Origin of the sequence: Streptomyces sp. NPDC058195 (genome assembly GCF_042883525.1) — a bacterium.
Lineage (GTDB): Bacteria > Actinomycetota > Actinomycetes > Streptomycetales > Streptomycetaceae > Streptomyces.
In genome coordinates this window covers 16,829-40,464 of the sequence record NZ_JBHVVM010000013.1, presented here as the reverse complement: position 1 = coordinate 40,464, position 23,636 = coordinate 16,829, and the positions used below count along the sequence as shown (strand labels likewise).

Annotated in this window: 20 protein-coding genes; 7 read left to right on the top strand and 13 right to left on the bottom strand. The window is 72.5% G+C overall.

All coding sequences use genetic code 11. The features are described 5' to 3' along the window. Positions 1–409 precede the first annotated feature (409 nt). The 3 genes from pucD to ACFVWY_RS17925 are packed head-to-tail and all read right to left on the bottom strand — an operon-like array spanning position 410 to position 4,283. Positions 410–2,794 (bottom strand): xanthine dehydrogenase subunit D, encoded by a 2,385-nt coding sequence (gene pucD, locus ACFVWY_RS17935; protein ID WP_389873002.1) that lies wholly within the window; start codon positions 2,792–2,794, stop codon positions 410–412. A gap of 2 nt (positions 2,795–2,796) precedes the next feature. After that, positions 2,797–3,390 carry a (2Fe-2S)-binding protein gene (locus ACFVWY_RS17930; RefSeq protein ID WP_389873000.1) on the bottom strand — a complete coding sequence of 198 codons (594 nt, stop codon included), beginning with the start codon at positions 3,388–3,390 and terminating at the stop codon, positions 2,797–2,799. Between the two features lie 2 nt (positions 3,391–3,392). Further along, positions 3,393–4,283 carry an FAD binding domain-containing protein gene (locus ACFVWY_RS17925; protein ID WP_389872997.1) on the bottom strand — a complete coding sequence of 297 codons (891 nt, stop codon included), beginning with the start codon at positions 4,281–4,283 and terminating at the stop codon, positions 3,393–3,395. 259 nt (positions 4,284–4,542) lie between these two features. Here ACFVWY_RS17925 and ACFVWY_RS17920 point away from each other — a divergent pair, with 259 nt between their 5' ends. Together ACFVWY_RS17920 and ACFVWY_RS17915 are read left to right on the top strand one after the other, a co-directional pair. After that, complete coding sequence (locus ACFVWY_RS17920; protein WP_389872994.1) at positions 4,543–6,285, top strand: PucR family transcriptional regulator; 1,743 nt, start codon at positions 4,543–4,545, stop codon at positions 6,283–6,285. A 149-nt stretch (positions 6,286–6,434) separates the two neighbouring features. Beyond that, positions 6,435–7,235 (top strand): hypothetical protein, encoded by an 801-nt coding sequence (locus ACFVWY_RS17915; protein ID WP_389872992.1) that lies wholly within the window; start codon positions 6,435–6,437, stop codon positions 7,233–7,235. A gap of 29 nt (positions 7,236–7,264) precedes the next feature. On the opposite strand, the gene ACFVWY_RS17910 is transcribed toward ACFVWY_RS17915, so the two are convergent. Beyond that, positions 7,265–8,020 (bottom strand): GntR family transcriptional regulator, encoded by a 756-nt coding sequence (locus ACFVWY_RS17910; RefSeq protein ID WP_389872989.1) that lies wholly within the window; start codon positions 8,018–8,020, stop codon positions 7,265–7,267. Between the two features lie 144 nt (positions 8,021–8,164). Here ACFVWY_RS17910 and ACFVWY_RS17905 point away from each other — a divergent pair, with 144 nt between their 5' ends. After that, a complete protein-coding gene (locus ACFVWY_RS17905) occupies positions 8,165–9,013 on the top strand; it encodes a (2Fe-2S)-binding protein (RefSeq protein ID WP_389872986.1) in 849 nt (282 codons plus the stop codon). 192 nt (positions 9,014–9,205) lie between these two features. Further along, entirely contained in the window at positions 9,206–10,288 is a 1,083-nt protein-coding gene (locus ACFVWY_RS17900) for a DUF2637 domain-containing protein (protein ID WP_389872984.1), read from the top strand. Between the two features lie 54 nt (positions 10,289–10,342). Here ACFVWY_RS17900 and ACFVWY_RS17895 read toward each other — a convergent pair whose 3' ends face one another. Further along, on the bottom strand, positions 10,343–10,705 hold the full coding sequence (locus tag ACFVWY_RS17895; protein WP_389873372.1) for an ATP-binding protein: 363 nt from the start codon (positions 10,703–10,705) through the stop codon (positions 10,343–10,345). A 395-nt stretch (positions 10,706–11,100) separates the two neighbouring features. Here ACFVWY_RS17895 and ACFVWY_RS17890 point away from each other — a divergent pair, with 395 nt between their 5' ends. Continuing rightward, positions 11,101–11,526, top strand: coding sequence for a ribonuclease domain-containing protein (locus ACFVWY_RS17890; RefSeq protein ID WP_389872983.1), 426 nt, complete (start codon positions 11,101–11,103; stop codon positions 11,524–11,526). Between the two features lie 107 nt (positions 11,527–11,633). Beyond that, on the top strand, positions 11,634–12,020 hold the full coding sequence (locus ACFVWY_RS17885) for a barstar family protein (RefSeq protein WP_389872981.1): 387 nt from the start codon (positions 11,634–11,636) through the stop codon (positions 12,018–12,020). Positions 12,021–12,125: 105 nt separating this feature from the next. Here ACFVWY_RS17885 and ACFVWY_RS17880 read toward each other — a convergent pair whose 3' ends face one another. Next, positions 12,126–14,471 (bottom strand): M9 family metallopeptidase, encoded by a 2,346-nt coding sequence (locus ACFVWY_RS17880; protein WP_389872978.1) that lies wholly within the window; start codon positions 14,469–14,471, stop codon positions 12,126–12,128. A 355-nt stretch (positions 14,472–14,826) separates the two neighbouring features. Here ACFVWY_RS17880 and ACFVWY_RS17875 point away from each other — a divergent pair, with 355 nt between their 5' ends. Next, the gene (locus tag ACFVWY_RS17875; protein WP_389872975.1) at positions 14,827–16,305 is read left to right on the top strand and encodes an aminopeptidase P family protein; all 1,479 of its coding nucleotides are present in this window, start codon (positions 14,827–14,829) and stop codon (positions 16,303–16,305) included. Between the two features lie 199 nt (positions 16,306–16,504). Here ACFVWY_RS17875 and ACFVWY_RS17870 read toward each other — a convergent pair whose 3' ends face one another. From ACFVWY_RS17870 to ACFVWY_RS17840, 7 genes are all read right to left on the bottom strand, one after another. Next, the gene (locus ACFVWY_RS17870) at positions 16,505–17,221 is read right to left on the bottom strand and encodes a GntR family transcriptional regulator (RefSeq protein ID WP_389872972.1); all 717 of its coding nucleotides are present in this window, start codon (positions 17,219–17,221) and stop codon (positions 16,505–16,507) included. 107 nt (positions 17,222–17,328) lie between these two features. Next, positions 17,329–18,270 carry an ornithine cyclodeaminase family protein gene (locus ACFVWY_RS17865; RefSeq protein ID WP_389872969.1) on the bottom strand — a complete coding sequence of 314 codons (942 nt, stop codon included), beginning with the start codon at positions 18,268–18,270 and terminating at the stop codon, positions 17,329–17,331. After that, entirely contained in the window at positions 18,267–19,268 is a 1,002-nt protein-coding gene (locus ACFVWY_RS17860) for a proline racemase family protein (RefSeq protein WP_389872966.1), read from the bottom strand. Before ACFVWY_RS17860 ends, ACFVWY_RS17865 begins: the two co-directional genes overlap by 4 nt. A 181-nt stretch (positions 19,269–19,449) precedes the next feature. Continuing rightward, positions 19,450–20,358 (bottom strand): dihydrodipicolinate synthase family protein, encoded by a 909-nt coding sequence (locus ACFVWY_RS17855; protein WP_389872963.1) that lies wholly within the window; start codon positions 20,356–20,358, stop codon positions 19,450–19,452. A 105-nt stretch (positions 20,359–20,463) separates the two neighbouring features. After that, a complete protein-coding gene (locus tag ACFVWY_RS17850; RefSeq protein ID WP_389872960.1) occupies positions 20,464–21,957 on the bottom strand; it encodes an NAD(P)/FAD-dependent oxidoreductase in 1,494 nt (497 codons plus the stop codon). After that, positions 21,938–22,264: a (2Fe-2S)-binding protein gene (locus ACFVWY_RS17845; RefSeq protein WP_389872957.1), complete on the bottom strand. Its 327-nt coding sequence runs from the start codon at positions 22,262–22,264 to the stop codon at positions 21,938–21,940. Before ACFVWY_RS17845 ends, ACFVWY_RS17850 begins: the two co-directional genes overlap by 20 nt. 95 nt (positions 22,265–22,359) lie before the next feature. Then, a complete protein-coding gene (locus ACFVWY_RS17840) occupies positions 22,360–23,526 on the bottom strand; it encodes an NAD(P)/FAD-dependent oxidoreductase (RefSeq protein ID WP_389872955.1) in 1,167 nt (388 codons plus the stop codon). Positions 23,527–23,636: the final 110 nt, after the last annotated feature.

The following is a 23,636-nucleotide window of genomic DNA, read 5'->3' as shown; positions in this document are numbered from 1 at the left end:
GGATGACTGCGGCGGCGGCACGACCCGGGGGACGGCCCGAGACGAACGATGCGTGCAGGGTGAAATGTGACGCTGTACGAAGCGGCGGGCACGCCGCGCCACTGAGGCGCGGCACGCCCTGCGCGTAACCGACGGGGACTGCGGTACTGCGAGTGCTGCGGATCACTGCGAGTGCTGCGGGGTACTGCGAGTGCTGCGGGGTACTGCGAGTGCTGCGGGTACTACGGAGTCCCCGGGCGGCGCGGGCACCGGACCTATGACGTTCCCGGTGGACGCGCACCGCCCGGAGCGTTCATGAGGAGCCACGGCCCCGGCCGGGTGCTGTCGGCCGGGCACCGCCGCCCAGGCGGTCCCGGGCGGTCCCGGGCGGGTGTTCCGCGCCGCTCGCTGCGCGCCGCGGGCTCCTGGCTCAGGCGCCGGTGAGGTGTTCGGGGCGGACCGGCGTCCGGTTGAGCTCCAGTCCCGTCGCGTCCCGGATCGCCGCGAGGACGGCCGGGGTGGACGACAGGGTGGGGGCCTCGCCGACACCGCGCAGCCCGTACGGGGCGTGGTCGTCGGCGAGTTCGAGCACGTCGACCGGGATGGTCGGGGTGTCGAGGATGGTGGGGATCAGATAGTCCGTGAAGGACGGGTTGCGCACCTTCGCGGTCCTCGGATCGACGATGATCTCCTCCATGACGGCGACGCCCAGCCCCTGGGTGGTGCCGCCCTGGATCTGCCCCTCGACGGAGAGCGGGTTGAGCGCCTTGCCGACGTCCTGCGCGCAGGCCAGTTCGACGACCTTGACCAGGCCGAGTTCGGTGTCGACCTCGACCACGGCGCGGTGGGCGGCGAAGGAGTACTGGACGTGGCCGTTGCCCTGTCCGGTGCGCAGGTCGAACGCCTCGGTGGGCCGGTGGCGCCACTCCCGCTCGATGTCGACCGCCTCGTCCTCCAGCACGTCGGCCAGGCCGGCCAGGACCTCGCCGCCGTCGGTGACGACCTTGCCGCCCTCCAGGAGGAGTTCGGCGGTGGCCCACGCGGGGTGGTACGAGCCGAACTTGCGGCGGCCGATCTCCAGGACCTGCTCGCGGACGGCCTCGCACGCGTTCTTCACGGCGCCGCCGGTGACGTACGTCTGCCGGGAGGCGGAGGTGGAACCGGCCGAGCCGACCCGGGTGTCCGCCGGGTGGATGGTGACCTGGGCGACCCCGAGTTCGGTGCGGGCGATCTGGGCGTGCACGGTGACACCGCCCTGCCCGACCTCCGCCATCGCCGTGTGCACGGTCGCCACCGGCTCACCGGCGATCACCTCCACGCGCACCCGGGCGGTGGAGTAGTCGTCGAAGCCCTCGGAGAAGCCGACGTTCTTCAGGCCGACCGCGTAGCCGACACCGCGTACGACGCCCTCGCCGTGGGTGGTGTTGGAGAGCCCGCCGGGCAGGGCCCGTACGTCGGGCTGTTCACCGGCCGCTTCCCACTGGCGCTCGGGCGGCATCGGACGGGCCTTGACCCGGCGCAGCAGCTCGGCCACCGGGGCAGGCGAGTCGACGACCTGTCCGGTCGGCAGCAGGGAGCCCTGTTCCATGGCGTTGAGCTGCCGGAACTCGACCGGGTCCATGCCGAGTCCGGCGGCGAGCCTGTCCATCTGGGCCTCGTAGGCGAAGCAGGCCTGCACCGCGCCGAATCCGCGCATGGCGCCGCACGGCGGGTTGTTGGTGTAGAGCGCGATCGCCTCGATGTCGACGTCGTCGACGACGTACGGGCCGACGGCGAGCGAGGAGGCGTTGCCGACCACGGCCGGGGAGGACGAGGCGTACGCGCCGCCGTCGAGCACGATGCGGCACTTCATGTGGGTGAGCTTGCCGTCCCGGGTGGCGCCGTGCTCGTACCAGAGCTTGGCCGGGTGGCGGTGGACGTGCCCGAAGAAGGACTCGAAGCGGTTGTAGACCATCTTCACCGGCCGGCCGGTGCGCAGGGCGAGCAGGCAGGCGTGGATCTGCATCGACAGGTCCTCGCGTCCGCCGAAGGCCCCGCCGACACCGGAGAGCGTCATGCGGACCTTGTCCTCGGGCAGGCCGAGGACCGGGGCGATCTGGCGCCGGTCGGCGTGCAGCCACTGGGTGGCGATGTACAGGTCGACGCCGCCGTCCTCGGCGGGCACCGCGAGTCCGGACTCCGGGCCGAGGAACGCCTGGTCCTGCATGCCGAAGACGTACTCACCGCTCACCACGACATCGGCGCGGGCCGCCGCCGCGTTCGCGTCGCCGCGGACGATGGGCTGGCGGTGGACGATGTTGGGGTGCGGTACGTGCGCGGCGTGGTGGTCGTCGCGGTTCTCGTGGACGAGGACCGCGCCGGGCCCGGTGGCGGAGGCCTCGTCCACGACGACGGGCAGTTCGCGGTAGTCGATCCGGATCTTCGCGGCGGCGCGGCGGGCCGTCTCCGGGTGGTCGGCGGCGACGAGCGCCACCGGTTCGCCGTGGTGGCGCACCTTGCCGTGGGCGAGTGCGGGGGTGTCCTGGATCTCCAGGCCGTAGTTCTTCACCGGGCCCGGCAGGTCGTCGTAGGTGAGCACGGCGTGGACGCCCGGCGTGGCGAGGGCCTCCGTGACGTCGATGGCGGCGATCTCGGCATGCGCGACGGTGGAGCGCAGGGTGTGGCCCCAGAGCATGTCCTCGTGCCACATGTCGGAGGAGTACGCGAATTCGCCGGTGACCTTGAGGATGCCGTCGGGGCGGAGGGTGGACTCGCCGATGCCGCCCTTGGTGCGGCTGCCCTGGCTGATGCTGGTGGGGTTGCCGGTGAGGCCCATGGTCAGACCGCCTCTTCCGCTCGGGCGGCCGCCAGGCGGACCGCGTCGAGGATCTTCTCGTAGCCGGTGCAGCGGCAGAGGTTGCCGGAGAGCGCCTCGCGGATGTCCGCGTCGGAGGGCTGCGGGCTGCGTTCGAGCAGTTCGTCGGCGGCGACCAGCAGGCCGGGGGTGCAGAAGCCGCACTGGACGGCTCCGGCGTCGATGAACGCCTGCTGGATGGGGGAGAGTTCGCCGGTCTCCCGGCTGTCGTCGCCGGTCGGCCGGGCCTGCCACTGCCGGGCCCGGCTGAGCTCGGTGCCGCAGGCGCCGGGGGCGCAGCCGCCGCCCGGGTGCCGCTCGGCGCGGTGGGCGGCGAAGTCGGCGAGGCCCTCGACGGTGACGACCTCGCGGCCCTCCGCCTGGCCCGCCGCGACCAGGCAGGAACAGACCGGCACACCGTCCAGGCGGACCGTGCAGGAACCGCACTCGCCCTGTTCGCAGGCGTTCTTCGAGCCGGGCAGGCCCATCCGCTCGCGGAGCACGTAGAGCAGGGACTCGCCCTCCCAGACGTCGTCCGCCTGGTGCCTGCGGCCGTTGACCGTGAAATTGACGCGCATGATCAGGCGGCTCCTTCGGTGCTGCGGCCGTTGCCGCGGTACGACTCCCAGGCCCAGCCGAGGGTGCGGCGGGCCATGATCCCCACGGCGTGGCGGCGGTAGCCCGCGGTGCCGCGCACATCGTCGATGGGGTTGCAGGCGCCTGCGGCGAGCGTGGCGAACTGCTGGGCGACGGACGGGGTGATGGTCCCGCGGCTGTCCCAGAACCCGCCTTCGTCCAGCGCGGCGTTCAAGAACTTCTCGGCCTCCTTCGCCCGTACGGGGGTGGGGGCGGCCGAGCCGATGCCGGTGCGCACCGTGCGGGTTTCGGGGTGCAGGGCGAGTCCGAAGGCGCAGACGGCAATGACCATCGCGTTGCGGGTGCCGACCTTGGAGTACTGCTGCGGGCCGTCGGCCTTCTTGATGTGCACGGCCCGGATCAGCTCGTCCGGTTCGAGGGCGTTGCGCTTGACACCGGTGTAGAAGGCGTCGATGGGGATCATCCGGGTGCCGCGTACGGATGCGGCCTCGACCTCGGCGCCCGCGGCGAGCAGGGCCGGGTGGGCGTCCCCGGCGGGCGAGGCGGTGCCGAGGTTGCCGCCGACGCCGCCGCGGTTGCGGATCTGGGGGGAGGCGACGGTGTGCGAGGCGAGCGCCAGCCCGGGGAGCTCGGCGCGGAGGTGCTCCATGATGCGGCTGTACGGCACGGAGGCGCCGAGGCGTACGTTCTCCTCGCCGGTCTCCCACGCGGACAGCTCGTCGATGCGGTTCAGGTCCAGGAGGTACTCGGGCCGCCGGTGGTCGAAGTTGATCTCCACCATCACATCGGTGCCACCCGCGATGGGCACGGCCGTCGGGTGCTCGGCCTTGGCGGCGAGCGCCTCCTCCCAGCTTGCGGGGCGAAGGAAGTCCATGAGTGGCTCTCTTCTTCTCAATCGGGTCGTTCACCGGGGCGGGGTGCGGCCAGCCCTGGGCAGGGCGTTCCTGCTGTGATGACGCGGTGTGTGACCCAGTACACAAGGCGTGCCCCACCCGGTGCAGTCACCGAAACCATGAAGGAGTTGGCTGGCCGATCTCCTCGTCTTGTAGATTCGAACGAATGGCGGAGGTCGGCGACCTCGCCGTAATACCCAGTTTTCACCCGCACCAACGAAAGAGATCGGCGGCAACGAGATGCGGCTGCGCGCACTGCTGGACACCGACGCGCTGGGCCTGCGGCTGCTCGGCGGGGAGGATGAGCTGGACCGTTCGGTCCGTGGTGTGATGACCACGGACCTGCGGGATCCCAGCCGCTATCTGTCGGGCGGCGAGCTGGTCCTGACCGGCCTGGCCTGGCGCCGGGGCGCGGCGGACTCGGAGCCGTTCGTCCGCATTCTGGCGGGTGCCGGGGTGTCGGGGCTCGCGGCGGGCGAGGCGGAGCTGGGGGACGTTCCGGGCGACCTGGTGGAGGCGTGCGCGCGGCACCGGCTGCCGCTCTTCGCCGTCCACGAGACCGTCGCGTTCGCGACGATCACCGAGCATGTGGTGCGGCAGGTGTCCGGGGAGCGGGCGGGCGATCTGGCCGCGGTCGTGGACCGGCACCGCAGGCTGATGACCTCGGGCCCGGCGGGCGGCGGGCCGGAAGTGGTGCTCGATCTGCTCGGATCCGACCTCGACCTGCGCGCCTGGGTGCTCTCCCCCACCGGCCGGCAGATCGCGGGCGCGGGCGGTACGCCGCTGCCGAAACCGGTCGCCGCCGCGCTGGCGGGCCACCATCTGGCCGCCGCCCGCACCGGCCGCCGCGCCCCGCACCGTGCCGTGGTCGACGGCGCCATGTATTCGCTCTTCCCGGTGGGCAGCACCGGCCGCGGCGCCCTTCCGGCGTCCCGGGACGTCCGCGAGTCGGTGCTCTCGGACTGGCTGCTCGCCGTCGAGGCGGACGCCGGGGACTGGCCCCCGGCCCGGCTGGACCTGCTCCAGGGCGTCACCCAGCTGATCGCCGTCGAGCGTGACCGCCGCGACGCGGCCCGCACGGTACGCCGCAGGCTCGCGCAGGAGGTCCTGGAGCTGGTGCAGACGGGCGCCCCGCCCGCCGAGATCGCCGCCCGGCTGCGGGTCGCCGCTCCGGTGCTGCTGCCGGGGCTGGGGACCGCGCCGCACTGGCAGGTGGTGGTGGCCCGGGTCGAGTGGGGCGAGGCGGAGGGGCGGCCCGGCGCGGGCACCCCGGCGGACCCGTCCGACGTCGTGGCGGGCGGCCCGGTCGCCCAGGCGCTGCTGGAGGAGATCCTGGTCGACCCGGCGGTCACCGGCCCCGATTCGGCCGACCGGATCGCGGTCGCCCATACGGGTGAGGAGGCGGTCGCGCTGGTACCGCTGCCCGCTGCCCCGGCACCCCAGGACGGCGGTCCGGACGCGGCGCGCGACGGGACGGAGGCCGGTCCGGCCCTCCACGCGGACGTGCTGCTGGCCGCCGTCCGCGAACCGCTCTCGGCCGGTCTCGCCGAGGACGGCCGCCTCACCCTGGGCGTCAGCGCGGCCGTGCACTCGCCCGAGGGGCTGCGCGGCGCCCTGGAGGAGGCCCGGCATGCCCGCCGGGTGGCGGCGGCCCGCCCCGGCCGGGTCTGCGCGGCCGGGCACCACGAGCTGGCCTCGCATGTGCTGCTGCTGCCGTTCGTACCCGACGACGTGCGCCGCGCGTTCACCGCACGCCTGCTCGACCCGCTGCGGGACTACGACCGGCGCCACCGCGCGGAGCTGATCCCGACCCTGGAGGCGTTCCTGGACTGCGACGGTTCATGGACCCGTTGCGCGTCCCGACTGCACCTGCACGTCAACACGCTGCGCTACCGGATCGGGCGAATCGAGCAGTTGACGGGGCGTGACCTTTCGCGGCTGGAGGACAAGCTCGATTTCTTCCTCGCCCTGCGTATGAGCTGATTCCGGGCCCGGCACGGCGGTCAGCCCCTCCCACCGTTTGTGAAATCTTTCACCTGAGATCGAACGACCTCTTGGCCAGGCATGCCGATCCGTGCTGAGATTCCGCCCAGACCCAACACAGCTCGATGGCGCGCTCGGGGAGGGCAAAGGTGGCGTATACCGCCAAGTCTGGTTCCGGAACGACAGCAGATGACGATCCGCCGCTCCAGACAGCGGTATGGCGCCTGCGGTCACGCGCCTGCTGGACGGACGCCGCCGCCCTGCTCGAACCCGCCGCGTCCACCGACCCGGCCGTGGCCCTCCAGCGCACCGCCCTGCTGACCGAACGGTGCCTGTACACCGGCCAGGGCTGGACGGACGCCGAGGACGCGCTGCGCACCGCGGAGGCGCTGGCCCACGACGACGACGAACGCGGCGCCGCCGCCTGTGAGCGCGGCCATCTGGCGTACGCCTCGACACTCCTGGGGGTACGCGACCGGGCCGACGAGGCCAGTGTCGCGCTGAGCCGGGCCGCCGCCCTGCTCGCCCCGTCCGCGCCCGCCCGTCCGCTGCTGGACTTCCGGCGGGGCCTGATCGCGCAGAACATCGCCGACTCGCCGCAGTCGGCCCGCGCCGCGTACCGCAGGGCGCACGCCGGGGCCACCGCCCAGGGCGACGCGCTGCTGCTCTCCTCGACCTGGCGTCATCTGGCCCTGCTGTCGCTGCGCGAGGGCGAGCTGGCGGAGGCCCGGCACGGCTTCGCGGAGTGCCTGCGGATCAGGGAGGAGCTGGGCTACCTGATCGGTACGGCCCCGGCTCTCATCGCCCTCGCGGACGCCGAGCCGGAAGTGGAGGCGGCGGGCAGGCTGCGTGCCGAGGCGGGCCGGCTGTTCCGGCTCCTGGGCGGCGTGCCGACCTGGCTGGCGCCGCATCTGGACCCGCCCCCGCCCGAGACGGCCGAGGCGAACTGAGCGGACCGGGAGTACGAGGCCGCGCCCGGTCAGCCCCCGGCGCCGTTGAAGTGCTCCCGGACGAGCGCCTGCACGACGGGCAGGTCCTGGGCGATCAGCGCGTCGAGCAGCGCGGTGTGTTCGGCGGCGTCGGCGAGCAGGTCGGCCCGGCGGGTGGCGGGGTTGTCCCGCAGGGGCCACTGGGACCGGCGGTGCAGGTCGTCGGCGACCATCACCAGCTGCTCGTTCCCGCCGAGCGCGAGAACCGCGCGGTGGAAGGCCCGGTCGGACTCGGCGTAGCTCGCCCGGTCGCCGACCGCGGCGGCGGCCACCGTGGCCTCGGCCAGCGGGCGCAGGGAGCACCAGGCCAGGGACGGCACGGTGCGGGCCAGGCGCAGCATGACCGGGACCTCGATCAGGGCCCGCACCTCGGCCAGCTCGGCGAGCTCGCGCGGCTCCCGCCGGGAGACCCGGAACCCCCGGTTCGGTACGACCTCGACGGCGCCCTCGACGACGAGTTGCTGCATCGCCTCGCGCACCGGTGTGGCGGATACCCCGAACCGGGCGCCGAGGGCCGGGGCGGAGTAGACCTGGCCCGGTTCCAGCCGGCCGTCGACCAGGGCCGCGCGCAGCGCGTCCAGGATCTGGCCGCGCACCGAGTGCCGCCGCACCTCCGGGCGCGGGGCGGGCCGCTCGCCGTGGGTGTGCTCGCCGCGTGCCTGCTCGGGCACCCGGACGGGCGCCGCCGGGACGGCCGGGGGCACGGCGGCTCCGTACGCCGCCCCGCCTGCTCCGCCCTGCTCCACTCGGACCTCCCCGGCCTGCCACGGACGCGGCTCGCGCGCCCTGTCCGGTGTGCACGATAGGCGCAGAGGGCCGCAGTTCAAACATCGATCCGTTCGGGTAAGGTAAGGCTAACCTGCAAACGATCGTGATTCGGTGGTCCCTGCATGACCCTCTCCGCCCTGCTTCCCGCCACCACGGCCTCCGCCGTGACGGACGCGTACGCCCGCCTGGCCGAGGTCTTCCCCGGCCTGCGCGCCCAGGTGCTGGCCGAGGGCGAGATCACCCCCGGCGAGACCGGCTGGGTGGGCGCGGCGGAGCTCGCCGGGGGCGGCGCCGCCCTGGACGCCTTCCTCGCCTGGGACCACGGCCAGATGGTGCGGGACTACGGCCGGGAGCCCCGGCCGGACGTGGTGGCCAGCTTCGGACTGCACCGCTACGCCTGGCCCGCCTGCCTGCTGGTGACGGTGCCGTGGTTCCTGCACCGGCGGGTGCCCCGGGTTCCGGTGGCGGACGTGTCGTTCCACCGGGCACGGGGCCGCATGACCCTCCGGGTGCGGGAGTTCGCCTGCCTGCCCGACGACCCGGCCGCCCTGCTGCCGGGCGCCCGGGTGGTGGCCGACGAGGCGGCGTTGCGGGCCGAGGTGCTCGCGGCGGTGGCCGAGCACATCGGCCCGGTGCTCGACGGATTCGGCCCCCGGATGCGGCGCGGCAGGCGCGCGCTGTGGGGCATGGCGACGGACGAGATCATCGAGGGACTCTGGTACGTCGCCCAGCTGCTGGGCGAGGAGCGGCGGGCCATGTCCGAGCTGGAGGCGCTGCTGCCGGGCCCCGCGAAGCCGTTCGTCGGCACGGCGGGTTTCCGCGAGCTGACGGGGCCGGGCGGCCGGCCGCTGCCCACCCGCGACCGGGTGAGCTGCTGCCTCTTCTACACGCTGCGCCCCGAGGACACCTGCGTCACCTGCCCGCGTACCTGTGATGCCGACCGGGTACGGAAGTTGACGCCGGCTCCCTGAGCGGCATCCCCCGCAGGCATGGTGAAATTCGAACTCAATTACCTATATACGTAAAGGAGTTCGAGCCAGTCCCCGCCATCCGTACGTCGCGCCGACCCGATGGCGTTCTCTTGCCCCGAAACCCCCTGTGCACCTCAGGGTTTGGGCAATCATTGCGCCCGAAATGCCCTAACGCGACGCAAGGGACCGCGCATGAGACTGACCGACATATCGCTGAATTGGCTGCTTCCGGGCGCCGTGCTGCTCGTGGGAGTCCTGGCGGCGGTGGCGGTGGTCGCACGCGGAAAGCGCGCCGCTGACACGTCCGCGGCCGACGACACCTGGGAACGCAGCGAGGAGCGGCGCAGACGCAAGGAAGCCCTGTACGCCACCGCTTCGTACGTCCTGCTGTTCTGCTGTGCGGCGGTCGCCGCCGCACTCTCCTTCCACGGGCTCGTCGGCTTCGGCGAGCAGAATCTCGGCCTCTCGGGAGGCTGGGAGTACCTGGTCCCCTTCGGCCTCGACGGCGCGGCCATGTTCTGTTCCGTGCTCGCGGTGCGCGAGGCCAGTCACGGCGACGCGGCGCTCGGCTCACGCCTGCTGGTGTGGACGTTCGCGGGCGCCGCCGCCTGGTTCAACTGGGTGCACGCCCCGCGCGGGATGGACCACGCGGGTGCTCCGCACTTCTTCGCGGGGATGTCGCTCTCGGCGGCCGTGCTCTTCGACCGGGCCCTGAAACAGACCCGCCGGGCCGCGCTGCGCGAGCAGGGCCTGGTGCCCCGCCCGCTGCCGCAGATCCGGATCGTACGGTGGCTGCGCGCCCCCCGGGAGACCTTCGGCGCCTGGTCGCTGATGCTTCTGGAGAACGTGCGCACCCTCGACGAGGCGGTCGACGAGGTCCGCGAGGACCGGCGGGAAAAGGAGCAGAACCGTCTCCGCAGGAAGGACCAGGAGAAGCTGGACCGGGCCCATATCAAGGCCCTGAACCGGCAGAACCGGGCCTGGCACCGGGTCGGCCGTGCCACCGCCACCCCGGTGGACGTCCAGGCCATCGCCTCCACGGCGGGCTCCGCACCGCCCGCCGTGGAGCCCGCCATATCCGAGCCGGAACAACTGCCCCTGCGCCCCCGGCCATCCCTGCAGGCCGTGACGGGCACGGGTCCGGGCGCCACCCCGGAACACGGCAAGGATGAACCCGTCACCGTCGACCTCACCGCCGAGGACGACACCCAGGCACTGCCCCGGCTCGATTCGCTGGAGCAGAAACTGAAGGACCTGGAGCAGCAGTTCGGCTGACTCTCCGGCCGGTCCGCGACCGGAAGGCCCTGACGGCCCGGCCCCGCCGGTCCGTCAGGGCCTTGTGCTGTCCAGCTCGAACCAGACGACCTTGCCGAGCGCGTGGGGGCTGATCCCCCAGGAGTCCGCGAGGCTCTCCACCAGGAACAGCCCGCGTCCGTGCGTACCGTCGTCGGCGTCCGGTACGCAGGGCAGGGGCAGTCCGGAGACGAAGTCCCGGACCTCCACCCGCAGCCCGGTGGGGACCACGCTCGCGGTGATGACCGCGCCGTGCGCCGTATGGATCAGCGCGTTGGTCACCAGCTCACTGAGCAGCAGCTCGGCCACCGCGGCCGAATCGTCGCGCCACCGGTAGCGCAGGAACTCCCGGAGCGCTCCGCGCACTTCGCTCACGGCCGCCAGGTCGGTGCGGGCCAGCCGGCGCCGTAAGGTGACCGGTCCCCGGCCTTTCACCCCCGGTTCTCGCGGACCCCCGCCCGTCATGGAATCGGATCCTCCCTGACATCCCATCGGCTCCCCCGCGCGCACAGTGAATCGCCTCCAGTTCCTCGTCGTCCGTCGCCGTCGGCCGTGAGTTGGTCGTCTCCGGCCGCCGGTCCGCTTTCTTGCCCGGAACATGTCCACGAAATGCATGCCCCACTGACAGGCCGTCACGCGTGCTGGTTCATCAACAAGTGAACGGTGGACCCCCATCGCCCTGAGAGGCGTCGGTCATCCGCCCGACACAATTTCTCCTTCTGGGTTAACTCCCAAAAAAATTCACATCGGCTGACGTTGACGCCACCCTGTCTACGCGCGTCATCATGGGAGCTATGCGAATCCCCCCACGGATCACCATGCTCGGCGGCGCGGCCGCCCTCCTGTCCGTCCTCCTCGTCGGAGCCCCGGCCACCACGGCCGGCGCAGCTCCCACCACACCGGTCGCCGTCTCCTCGGTCTCCTCCGTCACCGCGGTCGGCAGCGTGTGCTACACGGCGCTTCCCTCGCAGGCCCACGACACACTGGACCTGATCGACGCGGGCGGCCCGTTCCCGTACTCGCAGGACGGCACCGTCTTCCAGAACCGTGAAGGCGTCCTGCCCAGCCAGAGCACCGGCTACTACCACGAGTACACGGTCATCACCCCCGGCTCCCCGACGCGCGGCGCGCGGCGGATCGTGACCGGTCAGAAGACCCAGGAGGACTACTACACCAGTGACCACTACGCCACCTTCCGCCTGATCGACCAGGGCTGCTGAATCCCGGCCCCACCGGACCGGTCCGCGCCGCAGCCCCCACCTGCGGCGCGGATCACGCACCAGGTCGGCGGGCGGTCCGCGCACCCGGTGACTTGTACGCTCCCTCCATGACCGTGACGTATGTGATCGACGGCGCCCGGGTCACCGGCCTGGACCGGTTCTGGGACGTGATCGGCGAGGCCGTGAACGGCACGGGCGGGTATTTCGGCCGCAATCTCGACGCCCTCGCCGACTGCCTGCACGGTGGCATGGGCACTCCGGACGACGGCGACTACGTCTTCGAGTGGCGGGACCACGCGGATTCCGCGCGGGCTCTGGGCCACGAGGAGACGGCCCGGCAGCTGCGGCGGCGGCTGGAGCGGGCCGATCCCAGCAACCGGGCGGCGCTGCGCCACCGGCTCGACGAGGCCCTCGCGGGGCGCGGGCCGACGCTCTTCGAGCAGATCGTGGAGATCCTGCGTGACGACGGGCCGGGCGCCGTACGGCTGGTGTGACCTCCGGGCCGTACCCGGCGGCCGTGCCCCGGAAGAGCAGCAAAGGCACCGGTCGGCCGAGCGGAATCATCACTCGGCCGACCGGCACCATGGGGGTCGCGGGGATCAGAACTCGGTGGTCACCTTGGCCCCGTCGAAGGCCTCGGCGCCGTAGAGGCTGATGTAGTGGTAGCCCGGAGCCGGGTTGTTGATGGTCAGGGTGTGCTCGTTGCCCGCGCCGACGGCCTTGTCGGTGTAGGCCCCGGTGGTCGCCCACCCGTTCGCGCTGTAGTAGAGGTCGGCGTCACCGGTGCCGCCGGAGGCGGTGATCTTCAGCTGCGCGGTGCCGTCGGGGATGACGACGGCCAGGTAGGCGTAGTCACTCTTGACGGCCTTCAGCCCGCTGCGCATGCAGTCCTGGCCCAGCACCCTGGTGTCGGCGTCCTTGCACTCGGTGATCTCGCCGGGCGGGTTGGTGGAACCGCCGCCGCAGGCACCGGCCGCGCACGCGGTCAGCCAGGTGTTCCAGTCAGCGTCGTAGCGGCTGCCGATGGTGGAGGTGAGCAGCGTACGGGCGCCGTCCCAGTCCCCCTTGCGGTAGAGGCCGAGCAGGGTGTCGACGTCCGAACGGTGCGACTCCAGCATGTAACGGACGGCCAGGTAACCCCAGTTGTAGACACGGGTCTGGTCGGCGTTGTCGTAGGTGGTGTCGAACAGCGTACGCAGGGTGTAGGTGCGGTTGGCGGCCTGGGCTATGGCGTCGTCGTAGCTGAGCTTGCGGTACGAGTACGAGACGAACTCCGCGAAGCCCTCGACCCACCAGACGGTCGGCGTGGTCATTCCGGCGGAGAAGTCGCCGTACATGTTGAAGCGGCCGTCGAGGTAGTGCGTGTACTCGTGGTTGAGGTTCCAGATCTGGAAGTCGGGACGGGCCCACTCGGCCTCGTAGGCGATGAACCGGGGCTGGTTGCCCTCGGCCTTGGGGTCACCCTCCAGGTACATGCCACCGTTGTTGGTGTCGATACCGAAGATCACTCCAGCGTAGGTCTGGTAGTCCGTGCTGGAGTCGAAGGCCACGACCTCGATGGTCTTGTTGTTGTCGTCGGCGACCGCGCCGTTGTCCCGGGCCACCTCGTGGAAGTAGGCGTCCTGGCTGCGCAGGCTGGTGCAGCTGGCCCCGAGCTCCGCTTCGGTCATGTCCTGCGCCCGGATGGTGATGCTGTCACTACAGGTGTACTTCACCGGCAGGACGGCCTTCTCAAGGCGCTCCGCGAGATCGCAGGCTCCGTACTTCGCGCAGTTGGCCTTGTCGTAGGCGTCGACCATCATGGCCAGGCTGACCCAGAGCGAGGCCGTCGGGCCGTCGATGGAGCTCTTGCCCATCAGGTCGACCGCCAGCGGGCTCGCCTTGGCGCGCAGCGAGTCCTCCTTGAGGAAGCGGCCGAGTTCGAGTCCCGCGTTGGAGGCCAGGAACGACTGCTTGGTGCCGAGCAGGTCGAGGTGGTTCGCGGCGAAGTCGTGCAGGGAGGTCAGCACACTGGAGTCGGCCTCGATGGCAGTGAGGAACTCCGGCACCTGGTGACCGCGGAACATGACCGTGTACACACTGTTCACGGCGTTGACCATGTACCAGGAGCTGTCGTACGAGGAGTCGTAGTCGGCCAGCATCCGCTTGACGACATTCAGGTAGCGGGCGTTCTGCTCGGCGCTGTCGATCAGGATGATCGCCTCGGACAGGCTCTCGCCGTTGGCGTCGGTGACGTCGTAGGCGTGCGAGGAGCCGAAGAAGCCGTCGAGCGCGCCCTGGATGGCCGTGCGCAGGCGCGGCCCGTACTGCCCGACGGTGTCGGGGTCGTAGTACTGCACGTAGTAGCCGGCCCGGAGGAAGAGGATCAGCTGCGGCATACCGGTGCTGGCGTCACCGGGGTACGAGGCCGACGCGTCGCGCATGGCGTCGGCGATGGTGACCATCTGGTCCTCGCGGAAGGCGTTGTAGCCGTCCTGGCCCTGGAGCTTGAAGAGTGTGTTGACGCAGTCGGTGGTCGCTGCCTTGACCTTCGCGACCAGGGCGCTTCCGGTGTTGTTGGTGAAATCGGTGACATCGCACGCGGCGGCCGCGGTGCGGGCCCGCTTCTGGGCCTTCATCGACGGTGCCAGGTGACTCGGAAGCGCGGTGTCCGGCCGGTCGTAGTCCCGCTTGAGCGCGTCCTTGGACGCGGACAGCGGCGGCCGGTCCGCGGCCTTGAGCGAGCCGCGGTCGACGTGGGTGGCGTCGCCGACGGGTGCCGTGAGTGACTCGGCGGTGGGGCCGCCGGGGTCTCCGGCAGGGGATTCCGCCCGCTTCTGGGCGGCCTTCGCGGAGTGGGGAGCCGCGGCCGACGCCGCGGGCTGCTGCCCGGCGGCCTGACTCGGCGCGGAGAGCATGCCCACGCCCAGACAGGCCGCCAGGACCACGGTGGACAATCCAGCCATCTTCTGTCGAACCCTCAGGTTCTTCACGTGCCGCCTCCCAGCGGAGTGGTGACCGCGCGACGAGGCGCGGCTGTGGGGGAATGCAAGAGGCCGGTGCGGACCGGCGTCGGCCACCGTCATGTCGTGACATGAGCACGGCGTTCGTTCCCTTGCGCGCTGTACAATGGCACATGTCACATGTCCTTCGGAAGCCCTCTCACGCACATTCATCTGCGCGCCAACTTCCGCCTCCAGCACGGATCCAGGGATGCGGCACCGCACGCGCCGGTCGCCCTCGCCTTCCGGCCAGCCGGGCCCCGCCTCCCGTCAGCACCCGGAGCCCCGTACCCGGGCACCGACCGACCCCCGAGGAGCCATGCCCGTGTCCCGTTCCTTCTCCGCGCCCCGGACCGGCAGTCACGACCTGCCGGTGTCCGCCGCACTGGACGCCTTCATGAGCACGGCGTGGGCGGACACCCCCCTGCCGCCGGACACCCGCCTCCCCTCCCACGAACTGACCCCCGCCCGGCGGGCCCGGCTGGCCGCCCGCTTCCCCGGCGAGCGGCTGGTCATCCCGGCGGGGGCACTCGCCGTCCGCTCCAACGACACCGACCACCGCTTCCGGCCGCACACCGGCTACGCCTGGCTCACCGGCCTCACCGGCGAGGACCAGGCCGGACACGTACTGGTCCTGGAACCGGACGGCGACCAGCGGCACGAAGCGGTGCTGTACCTGCGGCCCCGGTCGGCCCGTACCGGCCAGGAGTTCTACCGCGACCGCCGGTACGGGGAGTTCTGGGTGGGCCGCAGACCGGACCTGGCGGAGGCCGCCCGGCTGACCGGCCTGCGCTGTGCCCGGCTGGAGGACTGGGAGAAGCTGTTCACCGGCCCGCAGCCGCCGGTCCGCGCACTGGGCGGGGTGGACCCGTCGGTCGACGAACTCCTGCAGTCCCGCCGCCCGTTCCCGCTCGGCCGCTCGGCACCCGCCGGGCTGGAAGCGGTACTCAGCGAACTGAGACTCGTCAAGGACCCCTGGGAGACGGAGCAGTTGCAGCTGGCCGTCGACGCGACGACGGCGGGCTTCGAGGATGTCGTACGCAGCCTTCCGCAGGCGCTGCGCCACCCGCGCGGAGAGCGCTGGATCGAGGGCGTCTTCGATCTGCGGGCCCGGCTGGAGGGGAACGGACCGGGCTACTCCACGATCGCCGCTGCTGGGGCGCACGCCTGCGTGCTGCACTGGATCCGCAACGACGGCCCGCTGGACCGCGACGGGCTGCTGCTGCTGGACGCCGGGGTGGAGACCGATTCGCTCTACACCGCCGACATCACCCGCACCCTGCCGCTCTCCGGCCGCTTCTCACCCGTACAGCGCGGTGTGTACGAGCTGGTGCTCGCCGCGCAGGACGCGGGCATCGCGGCGCTGCGTCCGGGGGCGCGCTTCCGGGACTTCCACCGGGCGGCCATGCGGGTCATCGCCGAGGGGCTGCACGAGTGGGGTGTGCTGCGGATGTCCGCGGACGAGGCGCTCGCCCCGGAGAACGGCTTCCACCGCCGGTACACGCTGTGCAGCAGCGGCCACATGCTGGGCATGGATCTGCACGACTGCGCGCAGGCGCGGGCCGGGGCCTATCTGGACGGCCGCCTGGAACCGGGGCAGGTGCTGACCGTGGAGCCCGGTCTCTACCTCCAGCCCGACGACGAGACCCTGCCCCGCGAACTGCGCGGCATCGGGGTGCGGATCGAGGACGACCTGGTGATCACCTCCGAGGGGGCCCGCCTCATGTCGTCCGCGCTGCCGCGGACCGCCGACGGGGTCGAGGAGTGGATGGGCACACTGCTGGAGAGCCGGGCCTGATACCTCGCACCGCCGCCGGGCCCGCCCGTCCGCCCGGTCCGATCCCGCCGCCGGGCCAGGTGGAGGACCGGCGGGCCAGGTGGAGGACCGGCGGGCCAGGTGGAGGACCGGCGGGCCAGGTGGAGGACCGGCGGCGGGGCGGTACGGCCAGGGAAGGGGGGCGGGCCTGGCTGGGAAGGGGCGGGCCCTGCGGCGAGGGTCAGACCTCAGCGATCCGGACGCCACGGGGGCCGTCGTCGGCCACCCCGTTGGGGTTCTCCTCGGCCCAGAGGTTCCGGACATGTGACATATGGGCCAGCATGCACCGCTCGGCGCCCGCCGCGTCACCCGCGATCAGGAGGTCCAGCAACTGGGCGTGCTCCTCGGCCGACTGGACCAGCAGCCCGGACTCGTCGAGCCGGTTCAGCCCGAAGAGGCGCGAGCGCTTGCGCAGATTGCCGACCTCTTCCACCAGACGGCGGTTGCCCGCCATGCCGAGCAGTTCGAGGTGGAAACGGCGGTCGGCCTCCAGGTAGCCGAGGATGTCGTGCTCGGCGGCGGCCGCGACGATCGCCTGCGCGAGCGGCCGCAGCGCCTCCAGCTCCCGGGTCCGGCCCATCCGGGCGATCCGGCCGACGGTGGGAACCTCGATCATGACCCGGAGTTCGGTGAAGTCGTCCAGGTCCTGCTCGGTCAGTTCCGTTATCCGGAAGCCCTTGTTGCGCACGGCCTCGACCAGGCCCTCGCGGGCCAGGTCGAGCATGGCCTCGCGGACGGGAGTGGCCGAGACCCCGAAGTCGGCGGCGAGCGCGGGAGCGGAGTAAATCACGCCAGGACGGAGCTCCCCCGCGATGAGGGCCGCCCTGAGGGCGTTCGCCACCCGGTCGCGCAAGTGCTCCTGCGCTGAGATGGTGTTGAGCGTCGTCAGGCGGGCCATGTCTGTTCCTCCAGCGCCGTACGGGGCCCCAGAATACAATGTCACGTTTCCGCCAGGGCCCGTCGCTCCGAGGCTGTGGATAACCCCTCCGCCGCCGACAGCCGCGTCTACGCGGCGGAGTTGCCGTACACCGCCGCGGCGACGGCCAGGTCCTCCCACCCCATTCCGACGCTTTTGAAGAACCGGGGGCCCACGGAGCTGGCCGGCTCGCCGCCCGGAACCCGGCCGGTGACCAGTTCGGCGAGCCCGGCGGCGACGTCCCCGGCGGCGAAGACCCCCTCCGCCATCGGGATCAGCAGATCACCCGCCGCCGCCAGCACCGCCGTGCGCGCCTCGACGACGACGGCGGAACGCGCCACCAGCGTGCTGTCGACCTCACGGGCGTCGGCGGTGTGCGAGCCGACCGCGACGACCGTCGCCCCGTCCGGCACCAGGGCACCGTCGAACAGCGGGGCGGCGGCGGTGGTGCAGCAGAGCACCAGATCGGCGGTGGCGACATCGGCGCCGTCCTCCCGCCCCGCCGCGGCGTCCGTGCCGAGCCGACGGGCGTACGCGACCAGCGCCCCGGCCCGCTCCGGGTTCCGGCCGATCACGGTGACCCGTTCGACATGACGTTCCGCGAGTACCGCGTCCAGGTGCCCGTACGCCTGGGGCCCCGTACCGAAGAGCACCAGGTGGCGCACCACGGGTCCGGTGAGGTGGCGGATCGCCAGGGCGGACACGGCCGGTGTCCGCAGGGTGGTGAGCGCCGCGCCGTCCAGCAGGGCGATCGGCTGCAGCGTGGGCGCGTCGAACAGCAGATAACTCCCGGTGATCCGGGGCAGGCCGCGCGCCGGGTTGTCCGGGGCGACCCCGGCGATCTTCACCCCGGTGAACCGCCGTGTGGTGGCGGGCATGAGAAGCAGTTCTCCGCCGGGCACGGTGACATGGTGCCGGGCGGGTACCGTCTCCGGATCCAGCCCCCCGCGCAGCGCCGACTCCAGCGCGTCCGCGGCCGCCTTCGGTCCTAGGGCCATGATGTCGGCGGCGCCGAGCAGGGGGAGGTTCACAGCAGGAATCCTTCGGGGAAGGGGTCGGACGGGTTCAGGAAGAATTGTGCGGTACCGGTGATCCAGGCGCGCCCGGTGACGGTGGGCACGACGGCGGGGAGACCGCCCACCGTGGTCTCCTCGACGAGCCGCCCGGTGAACGAGGTGCCGATGAACGACTCGTTCACGAAGTCGGTGTCCAGGGGGAGTTCGCCGCGCGCGTGCAATTGCGCCATGCGGGCCGAGGTGCCCGTTCCGCAGGGCGAGCGGTCGAACCAGCCGGGGTGGATGGCCATCGCGTGCCGGGAGTGGCGGGCGTCGGAGCCGGGTGCCAGGAACTGCACGTGCTTGAGGCCGTGGATGTCCGGGGCCTCGGGGTGGACGGGACGGTCGGTGGCGTTGACCACGTCCATCAGAGCGAGCCCGGCGGCCAGGATGTCGTCCTTGCGCGCCCGGTCGAAGGGCAGCCCGAGGTCGGACAGCTCGGCCATCGCGTAGAAGTTCCCGCCGTAGGCGAGGTCGTAGCGCACCGTCCCGTACCCGGGCACCTCGGCCGTACGGTCCAGCGCGACGCTGAACGCCGGGACGTTGGTGAGCGTCACCGCGGTGGCCTCTCCGTCCTTCACCCGGACGTCGACGGAGACGAGCCCGGCCGGGGTGTCCAGCCGCACGGTGGTGACGGGTTCGGTGACCTCCACCATGCCGGTCTCCACCAGCACGGTCGCCACCCCGATGGTGCCGTGCCCGCACATCGGCAGAAAGCCGGAGACCTCGATGTAGAGGACGCCGAAGTCCGCGTCCGGCCGGGTGGGCGGCTGGAGGATGGCGCCGCTCATGGCGGCGTGGCCGCGCGGCTCGTACATGAGCAGGGTGCGCACGGCGTCGCGGTGCTGCTGGAAGTAGCCGCGCCGCTCGGCCATGGTGGCGCCGGGAATGGTCCCGATGCCACCGGTGATGACACGGGTCGGCATGCCTTCGGTGTGCGAGTCGACGGCGTGGAATATGTGACGGGTCTGCAAGGCTCCCCCTGTTCGACACGACGGACGGTACTGTGCGGGCCGGGCCGGGCCCCGCACTGTGCGGGGCCCGGCCCTGGTGGTACGAGGGCCGGGTGGTACGAGGGCCGACCGGCACACCGGCCAGGGATGGCGAGGGCCGGACGGTACGGCGGCCGGATGGCGCGAGGCCCTGGTGTGCCGGTCAGACCAGGCCGCCGGCCAGGGCCTTCTCCGTCGCGGCGCGCACGGCGGCCAGGTCATCGGCGGGCAGCGGGAAGCGAGGGGGCCGCGTGCAGCCGCCGTGCCGTCCGACGACGTCCATGGACGCCTTGATGGCCTGGACGAACTCCGGCTTCGAGTCCCAGCGCAGCAGCGGGTGCAGCTCCCGGTAAAGCGGCAGGGCGGTTGCCATGTCACCGGTGACAGCGGCCTGGTAGAGCTCGACGCAGCAGGACGGCAGCATGTTCGGGCAGCCCGCGATCCAGCCGACGGCGCCGCCCAGCGCCAGCTCCAGCAGCACGTCGTCGGCGCCGATCAGCAGGTCGAGGCCGGGCGCCGCTTCGGCGATCTCGTACGCTCTGCGGACATCGCCGCTGAACTCCTTGACCGCCACGACGCTGCCGTCCTGGTGGAGCCGGGCGAGCAGCTGCGGGCTGAGGTCGACCTTGGTGTCGTACGGGTTGTTGTACGCGACGACGGGGATCCCGGCCTCGGCCACCTCGGCGTAGTGGGCGCGTACCGCCTCGTCGTCGCAGCGGTACCCGTTGGGCGGCAGCAGCAGCACGGAGCCCGCGCCCGCCTCGGCGGCCTGCTCCGCCCAGCGCCGCGACTCGGCACTGCCGTAGGCGGAGACACCCGGCATGACACGGTTGCCGTCACCGGCGGCCTCGACGGCGACCCGGACGATCTCTTCGCGTTCGCCGTCGGTCAGGGTCTGGTACTCCCCCAGCGAGCCGTTGGGCACCACGCCGTCACAGCCCGCCTCGATGAGCTGGCGCACGTGGGTGGCGTAGGCGTCGTAATCGATGGTGCGGTCCTCGCGCAGGGTGAGCGGGGTGGCGACCATGACGCCGTGCCAGGGGCGGGTACGCCGGTCGGTGTTCGTCTGCATGATGGCTCCTTGAGAGATGTGACATTGCACAGTGCGGTGGAATCAGAAACAGCGGGACAGCGGCGGGACAGCAGTGGGGCCGCGGGAGGAACGGCCGTGGTCGGCCTATCCGGGGTCGACCAGGCCGGCGAGGGTTCCGAGCTTGACGGGGCAGGCCAGCGGGCGCCGGTCGGGGCCTCCCGGTCCGGTCCCGGAGCCGTGCGCGGCAGCCAGTTCGCGTACGGCGAATCCGCAGGTGCGGCCCTGGCACCAGCCCATTCCGGCCCGGGTGAGAAGTTTGGCGGTACGGGTGTCACCAGCCCCCAGTTCCTCGCACGCGGTACGGATGCGGCCCGCGGTGACCTCCTCGCAGCGGCAGACCTCCGTGTCGTCGGCCAGCCACTGGCTCCAGCCGTCCCCCGGCCGGTGCGCCGCGCCCATCAGGGCGGCGAAGTCCCGCATCCGGCGCCGGGCACGTCCCAGCGCGACCGCCCGGCGGGCGTCCTTGGCGCGCATCCCGCCCCGCACCTCGCGAACGACCGCCATCGCGGCCAGTTCACCTTCGCACAGGGCGAGTTCGACGCCTCCGATACCGACCGGCTCACCGGCGGCCCAGATCCCGGCAACGGTGGTCGCGAGGGAAGGGCCGACGATGACCGCGTGGCTGCCGTCGGGGCCGGTACGGGTGCCGCACCCGGCCGCCAGAGCGAGATCGAGCTGCGGTACGAGCCCGTGACCCACGGCGAGCGCGTCGCAGGCGATCGTGCGCCCGGTCCCCTCGACGGGGCGCCACCGGCGGTCCACCTGGCTGATGGTCACCGCCTCCACCCGCTCGTCCCCGTGCACCGCGGTGACCGCCCGGCGCGTCAGCATCCGCACTCCGGCGCGCACCAGCTCCGCCCCGTAACGGGCGCCTTCCACCGCCTTGCCGGGGTTACCGGCCAGCACCCGGGGTGCGCGGGCGTACGCCCCGTATCCCGCGGCCTCGACCAGGGCCGGGACGCTCGCCCCGGCACGCGTCAGCGAGGCGGCGACGGCCTGGAGGAGCGGTCCGCTCCCGGCGACCACGATCCGGCGCCCCGGCAGCACCAGCCCGGACTTGAGCATGGCCTGGGCCCCCGCCGCGCTCACCACCCCCGGAAGTGTCCAGCCGGGAAAGGGCAGTTGGCGCTCATGGGCGCCGGTCGCCAGGACGACGCGGCGGGCACGGACGGTGGTGCGGGTCTCCCGGTCATCGCCGGTGACGGCGTGCAGGTTCCACTCCCCGCCGCCGGACCGTTCGACCGTCCACACCTGGTGGCGGCCGAGGTGGCGGACCGCACCGGTGCCGCGGTGCGCGGCGAGCCGGGCGGAGAGTTCCGTGAAGGCGCGCCAGTGGTGGTGGAGGGCCTCGGGCCGGGTGGCGCCGAGCCCGGGGGCCGGGCTGCGGTAGTACTGCCCGCCGGGTGCGTCGGCCGCGTCCAGCAGGACCACGTCGAGCCCGTGGTCGGCGGCGGTGACGGCCGCGGCCAGGCCCGCCGGTCCGGCGCCCACCACCGCGAGGTCGGCCACCCCGGCGGCCCCCACGGCCCCGGTGCGGCCGGTGCCCCGGGAGCGGGGCTCATCCGTCGAGTGCGGCATGTCCGTCGCCCTCCTGCGTGGTGATGGTGTCGCCCGGCCGCGCGGGCGACAGGCAGGCGCGCTGGTTGGGGCGGCCGTTGACGGTGGCCAGGCATTCGTAGCAGGCGCCGATGCCGCAGAAGGCGCCCCGCGGACGGCCGTTGACCCGGGTGGTGCGCCAGCTCAGGATGCCAGCCGACCAGAGCGCGGCGGCGATGGTCTGTCCCGGCAGCGCGCGGACGGGGCGGCCGTCGAAGGTCAGCCGGAACTCCGGTTCGGGTGCGGCGCCGACGAGTTCGGCGGGGGTTCCTGCTCGGCTGCGTCTCACTGGGTCCTCTCCTCGGTCCTCACTGGGGCTTCTCCCGGGGCTGTTCCTGACAGGGCGGCTGGGGGCGGGAGCCCGGGGCGTCCGGCCCCGTATCGTCATGTGGCGCGGTGCGCGGTGTCGAACCGTTCGGGTGCGAACGGTTCGAGACCGAGGGTGGTCCGCTCCCGCCGGATCGCCTCGGAGACCAGCAGACCGGTCGCCGGAGCCAGCCCGATCCCCGCGCCCTCGTGACCGCAGGCGTGGAAGAGTCCCGGCACCCGGGCGTCCGGTCCGATCGCCGGAAGATGGTCGGGCAGGTAGGGGCGGAAGCCGTGGTAGGCGCGGAGCACCCGCACATCGGCGAGTACGGGGAAGAGCGCGGTGGCGGCCGCCGCCAGCCGGGCGACCACGGGCACGGAGAACGTCCGGTCGAAGCCGACCCGCTCGCGGCTCGCCCCGATCAGCACCGGCCCCGAGGGGGTTCCCTCCACCACGGGCGAGGTCTGCAGCGCGGCGGACCCGCTCGACACATCGGCCACGTACTCCGCCGCGTAGACCTTGTGCCGGATCAGCCGGGGCAGCGGTTCGGTGACGAGCACGAAGCCGCGGCGCGGCAGGACGGGCAGCTCCACCCCGGCCATCGCGGCGAGTTCGCCGCCCCAGGTGCCCGCCGCGTTGACCACGGCGGGAGCCCGCAGCTCCCCCCGTGCCGTCCGCACCCCGCGCACGGCACCGTCGCGGTCCCGGAGTATCCCGGTCACCTCCTCCCCGGGACGCACGAACGCACCGGAGCGGGCCGCGGCGCGCAGCAACTCGGCAGCTGCCAACGCCGGTTGCACCTGCGCGTCCTGCGGGTAGCGGAAGCCGCCGGCCAGTCCGGGCGCGAGGTGGGGTTCGACGTCCCGGAGCCCATCGGCGGTGACGGGGTGCGCCTCGACGCCCGCCGCGCACTGGCCCGCGGCGGTCGCGGACAGGGCGGCCAGGGAGTCCTCGGAGGCCGCGACGACCACACCTCCCTTGGCCTCGTACTCGATGCTCCGGGGCAGCTCCTCGGCCAGCTTCTTCCACAACTGGGCCGAGAGCAGCGCAAGTTGAAGCTCCGGGCCGGGCACTTTGTCGGAGACGAGGAGGTTTCCCTCACCGGCTCCGGTGGTTCCGCCCGCCACCGGCCCGCGGTCGACGACGGCTACGGAGAGTCCGGACCGGGAAGCGTAGTAGGCGCAGGCCGCGCCGACCACCCCGGCCCCGACGATGACGACATCCAGGGGGCGTCTCGTGAGCACGCCAGTAATATGTCACATTGCTTAAGGGTCGCCAAGGGTGTCCGCAGGGGCAGTTGATCACCCGCCGTCCCGGCCCGCCGAGCCACCTGCGCCCCGGCCGGTGGAACAAC